The 4,349-nt window shown below is 62.5% G+C and carries 4 protein-coding genes; all 4 read left to right on the plus strand.

Annotation, left to right across the window (positions count from 1 at the left end; all coding sequences use genetic code 11):
- Window positions 1–104: 104 nt before the first annotated feature.
- Window positions 105–1,946 carry a class I SAM-dependent DNA methyltransferase gene (locus PKE44_RS15580; RefSeq protein ID WP_324552927.1) on the plus strand — a complete coding sequence of 614 codons (1,842 nt, stop codon included), beginning with the start codon at window positions 105–107 and terminating at the stop codon, window positions 1,944–1,946.
- Window positions 1,943–2,932, plus strand: coding sequence for a virulence protein RhuM/Fic/DOC family protein (locus tag PKE44_RS15585; RefSeq protein WP_324552930.1), 990 nt, complete (start codon window positions 1,943–1,945; stop codon window positions 2,930–2,932). The genes PKE44_RS15580 and PKE44_RS15585 overlap by 4 nt, the downstream gene beginning before the upstream one ends.
- A complete protein-coding gene (locus PKE44_RS15590) occupies window positions 2,929–3,984 on the plus strand; it encodes a restriction endonuclease subunit S (RefSeq protein ID WP_324552934.1) in 1,056 nt (351 codons plus the stop codon). Before PKE44_RS15585 ends, PKE44_RS15590 begins: the two co-directional genes overlap by 4 nt.
- Window positions 3,985–4,012: 28 nt before the next feature.
- Window positions 4,013–4,349 (plus strand): helix-turn-helix domain-containing protein (locus tag PKE44_RS15595; RefSeq protein ID WP_324552937.1); only part of this gene is annotated, 337 nt, incomplete at its 3' end.

Raw genomic sequence — 4,349 nt, forward strand, 5'->3', positions numbered from 1 at the left:
AGGGCATTGACTGGTGGTTTGCGACCTGAGCGGCCGGCACACTCCGCGCCCGGCCGCCGTCCGTGCCGACCGCCCTTTTCCCCGCCAGCCAGTCCGAACCCCGCATGAACCATCAGGCCCTGTCGTCCTTCCTCTGGTCCGTCGCCGACCTGCTGCGCGGCGATTACAAGCAGTCCGAGTACGGGCGCGTGATCCTGCCGTTCACGGTATTGCGCCGGCTCGACTGCGTGCTGGCGCCGACCAAGGCGGCGGTGCTGGCCGAGCACGCGGCACGCAGGCACGAGGGCATGCCGCCCGATCCCTATCTGCTGCGCCTCACCGGTCAGGGTTTCTTCAACGTCTCGCCGCTCGATCTCGGCCGGCTGCTCGGCGATCAGGACCACATCCGCCCGAACCTGTACGCCTACGTGCAGGGTTTCTCGCCGGCGGCGCGCGACATCTTCGAGCGCTTCGACCTGCAGACCCAGATCGAGCGGCTGGCCAAGGCCGGGCTGCTGTATCTGGTCACCGAGAAGTTCGCCGGCATCGACCTGCATCCGGCGACGGTCGACAACGCCAGCATGGGCGCGGTGTTCGAGGAGCTGATCCGCAAGTTCGCGGAAATCAGCAACGAGACGGCCGGCGAGCACTTCACGCCGCGCGAAGTCATCCGGCTGATGGTCAACCTGCTGTTCATCGAGGACGGCGACGTGCTCAGCCCCGGCCAGGCCGTGGTGCGCACGCTGTACGACCCGACTGCCGGCACCGGCGGCATGCTGTCGGTCGCCGGCGAGTATCTGCACGAACACAACCCGCAGGCGCGGCTGACGCTGTTCGGGCAGGAACTCAACGACGAGTCCTACGCGATCTGCAAGGCCGACATGCTGATCAAGGGCCAGAACGTCAGCAACATCGTCGCCGGCAACACGCTCAGCGACGACGGCCACGCCGGCCAGCACTTCGATTACCTGCTGTCGAACCCGCCGTTCGGCGTGGAATGGAAGAAGGTCGAGAAGGCCGTGCGCGCCGAGCATGAGCAGAAGGGTTTCGCCGGCCGCTTCGGTCCCGGCCTGCCGCGGGTCAGCGACGGTTCACTGCTGTTCCTGCTGCATCTGCTGGCGAAGATGCGCAAGCCCGCGGACGGCGGCAGCCGCATCGGCATCGTGCTCAACGGCTCGCCGCTGTTCACCGGCGGTGCCGGCAGCGGCGAGAGCGAAATCCGCCGTTACGTGCTCGAAAACGATCTGCTTGAAGCCATTGTCGGTCTGCCGTCCGACCTGTTCTACAACACCGGCATCGCCACCTACGTCTGGGTGCTGTCGAACCGCAAGCCGGCCGACCGGCGCGGTTACGTGCAACTGATCGACGGCTCCGGCTTCTGGCAGAAGATGCGCAAGAGCCTCGGCAGCAAGCGCCGGGAGATGAGCCCGGCGCACATCGACACGCTGACGCGGCTGTTCGGCGACTTCACCGAAGCCGAATGGGTGACGGCGCTCGACGCCGCCGGCCAGCCGCTCGGCGAGCCGCAACTGCTGACCGCTACCGACAATCCGCCGCAGGCACCGGCCGGCGGACGGCTGCGGCGCGTGCCGGTGGCGCGCATCTTCCGCAACGAGGATTTCGGCTACACGACGATCACCGTCGAACGCCCGCTGCGCGACGCCGACGGCAAGGTTGTGACCATCCAGAAGGGGAAGCACAAAGGCAAACCGCAGCCCGACTCCGCCTTGCGCGATACCGAGAACGTGCCGCTGACCGAGGACATCGACGTGTATTTCCGCCGCGAGGTGCTGCCGCATGCGCCCGATGCCTGGATCGACACCGACAAGAGCAAGGTCGGCTACGAGATTCCGTTCAACCGCCACTTCTATGTGTTCGAGCCGCCGCGCAGCCTGCAGGTGATCGATGCCGAGCTGCAGGCGGTGTCGGCAAACATCGTGCGCATGCTCGGGGAGCTGGCCGAATGAGCGAACTGCAGATTTATCGGAATGCTGCCGGTGCGGTGGAGGTGCGGCTCGACGGGGATTCCGTCTGGCTGCGGCAGGAGCAGATGGCGGCGCTGTTCGGGCGGGATCGCACGGTCATCAACCGCCATATCCGCAACCTCTACAGCGAGCAGGAACTGGAGCCGGCGGCAACCTGTGCAAAATTTGCACAGGTTCAAACCGAGGGCGACCGTCAGGTCAGCCGGGACATCGAGCACTACAACCTCGACGTCATCATCTCGGTCGGCTACCGGGTCAAGTCGCCGGAAGGCGTGCGCTTCCGGCAGTGGGCGACCGGCGTGCTGCGCGAGCACCTTACGCGCGGCTACACCCTCAGCCGCCAGCGGCTGGAGACCAACGCCCGCGAGCTGGAAGCGGCACTGCTGCTGGTGCGCCACACCGCCCGGCTGCCGGAACTGAGCGCCGATCAGGGCCGCGGGCTGGTCGACATCGTCAGCCGCTACGCGCAGACCTTCGCGCTGCTGCAGCGCTACGACGAAGGCCTGCTGACCGAACCGGCAACGCAGGCCGGCGGCTGCCTGCCGACGCCAGCCGAAGCGCGCACGGCGCTGGCGGAACTGAAAGCCGGGCTGCAGGCCCGCGGTGAGGCCGGCGAACTGTTCGCGCGCGAACGCGGCGACGGACTGGAAGCCCTGCTCGGCAATCTCGACCAGACCGCCTTCGGCGAGCCGGTGTATGCGAGCGTCGAATCGAAAGCCGCGCACCTGCTGTATTTCGTGATCAAGAACCACCCGTTCGCGGACGGTAACAAGCGCAGCGCGGCGTATCTGTTCGTGGATTTCCTGCACCGCAACCGCCGCCTGCTCGATGCGCGCGGCGAGCCGGTCATCAACGACATCGGGCTGGCAGCGCTGTGTCTGCTGGTAGCCGAATCGGCACCGGCGCAGAAGGAAACGCTGATCCGCCTGATCATGAACATGCTGGCGCCGGTGGAGGTCGGGGAATGAGTTTGCCGAGGTATCCGGAATACAAGGACAGCGGGGTGGAATGGTTGGGGGAGGTGCCGGCGCATTGGTTGATGAAGCGAATCCGCTTTGTTGCGGATATGAATCCATCGAAATCCGAGATATCGAGCATTGATCGTGATGACGAAGTGTCGTTTCTGCCGATGGAGGCGATTGGCGAGGATGGCTCGCTGAATCTGGACCGGACTCGGCCAATTTCTGAGGTTGAAACAGGCTATACATATTTCCGGGATGGCGACGTAACCATTGCCAAAATCACGCCATGCTTTGAAAACGGCAAAGGCGCCCTGATGCGAGGCTTGATGAACGGCATAGGTTTTGGAACCACGGAACTGATTGTGGCTCGACCAAAAGCCACGCAAGTGACAGGAGATTTCTTGAAATGGATTTTCCAGTCGCCGGGCTTCCGCAAGACGGGAGAGGCAGCCATGTATGGTGCTGGTGGTCAGAAACGCGTGCCAGATGATTTTGTTCGCAATATCTTATGGGCATTTCCAGTCATTTCCGAACAATCCGAAATTGTGGAATTTCTTGACCAAGAAACCTCCAAGATTGACTCCCTGATCGCCGAACAGAAAAAACTCATCGCCCTGCTGGCCGAGAAGCGTCAGGCCACCATCTCCCACGCCGTTACTCGCGGGCTTGATCCGGATGTGCCGATGAAGGATTCCGGTGTGGAGTGGCTGGGGGAGGTGCCGGCGCATTGGCAGGTAAAACGCCTAAAGACAATCAGCCCTGAAATTACGGTCGGAATTGTCGTTGAGCCTTCAAAATATTACGTCGATGATGGTGTGCCCGCCCTTCGATCACTTAATATCTGCGCTGACAGAATTAGCAAAGAAAACTTAGTGTATATTTCCAAAGAATCAAATGAACTGCTCGCAAAATCTCGCCTTAGAACGGGTGATCTAGTGTCCGTTAGATCCGGGCAACCCGGAGCCACCGCAGTTGTGCCAAGTGACATGCATGGCTGTAACTGTATCGATTTATTAACCCGGCAAACAAACACCAATTACATCCGCTATCCTTCCTGAGCACCTGTTGATTGTTTGAGGGTTTCCCATGAACAAGCCCGATGCACGCACACTGCCGCAGGAAGTTCAGAAATCATTGCGCGAGCAAGCCATCCGTCTGCATGAGCAAGGCAAGTCCTGGCAGGAAATATCCGAAATTATAGGAGTGAATATCTGCACGGTCCGGTTATGGGGCCGGCGTTACCGGGAACAGGGCGAGGCGGGACTGGCCAGTGGCAAGCGCGGACGGCGCAGCGGAGAAGGACGCAGTCTGGTGCGGTCGACGGAACTGCGCATCCGCGATCTGGTGGCCGCGCATCGTCCGGACGAACTGGATCTGCCGTATGCGCTGTGGACGCGGCGTGCAGTGCAGACGCTGGTGCTGC

The sequence above is a fragment of the Plasticicumulans sp. genome, from assembly GCF_035331805.1.
Taxonomy (GTDB): domain Bacteria; phylum Pseudomonadota; class Gammaproteobacteria; order Competibacterales; family Competibacteraceae; genus Plasticicumulans.